Origin of the sequence: Microcoleus sp. LEGE 07076, assembly GCF_015207455.1 — a bacterium.
GTDB lineage: Bacteria > Cyanobacteriota > Cyanobacteriia > Cyanobacteriales > Microcoleaceae > Microcoleus.
Window position 1 is genome coordinate 1 of the sequence record NZ_JADEWV010000473.1, and the last position, 1,262, is coordinate 1,262.

General features: G+C 46.1%; 1 protein-coding gene. It reads left to right on the forward strand.

What is annotated here, in order from left to right:
* Positions 1-32: 32 nt before the first annotated feature.
* Positions 33-1,262 (forward strand): CHAT domain-containing protein (locus IQ270_RS30360; protein ID WP_339384318.1); only part of this gene is annotated, 1,230 nt, incomplete at its 3' end.

Here is a 1,262-nt window from a genome sequence, read left to right on the forward strand (position 1 = left end):
TTGAATGGGCAAGGTGTCAAAATAATTTGGGGATGGCTTACCTCTACAAAATCAGAGGGGAAAAAGCCGAGAATCTGGAATTGGCGATCGCAGCTTTTGAGGCATCCTTGGAAGTTTACACCCGCGAATCATTTCCGATAGAACATACTACAACCTTATATAGTCTCGGAATTGCCTACCAGAAAAATGCCCAACTCCCAGAAGCTTACAATACATTTAACTCGGCCATCGAGACAGTCGAATCAATGCGGAGGGAAATCATTATCGGTGGCGAAGCAGACAGACAGAAATTGGCTGAAGAATGGAATAAACTTTATCATTCAATGGTAGAAGTTTGCCTACAAATGGAAAACTCCACTGCCGCCCTAGAATACGTGGAACGTAGCAAAACCAGAAACCTAGTAGAATTGTTTCACAAAGCCCACAGCCTCCCCAGCCAAGTACAGCGGATTAGTTTTACAGAAATTCGTAGCCTGTTAGCTGAAAACGAAGCAATTTTAGAATGGTACATTACCTACAACGGCTTTAAAGTTTTCATTGTCACCCGTGACTCTCCTCAACCGGATATCTGGCAATCTTCCTCTCAAGACTTGCAAGCATTACAAGAGTTACAACAGGAATATCTCGATGACATCAAAGACGAGGAAAAATACGACAACTGGAAAAACCAACTAGACAGCCGCCTGGAAAAGTTAGCCCAGATTCTGCACATCGACGAAATAATTTCTCGCCTCCCCGAAAACTGCCAAAAATTAATCTTAGTTCCCTTCCGATACTTGCACCTATTCCCCCTACACGCCCTCACCAGCAGCCGACAAAAAGCCGACAAAACCGTAGAAACTGGATGTCTTCTCGAACTTTTCCCAGGCGGCGTGAGATACACTCCCAGTTGCCAGCTATTGCAATTATCTCAGCGGGTAAATCTGACGGCGGAAGACACATTACCCAGCAAATTTTTTGCCATCCAAAACCCCACAGAAGACTTAGACTTCACCGACATCGAAGTCGAAGCCATTGCCAAATCCTTCAATCCCGCCGAAATATTGAGTCGGCAAAACGCCAGCAAAGCAGGATTGCAACAACAAATTGCCAGCTTGCAAAATGCCGACATCGCCCACTTTTCCTGTCACGGCTTCTTCGACTTTCTCAATCCCGAAAAATCCGCATTAATCCTAGCCGGTGCAAAAGTAACCCCCCTTAATCCCCCCTTGGTAAGGGGGGAGACAGGAGAAGAAACTCCCCCCCTTGGTAGGGGCGGTGCC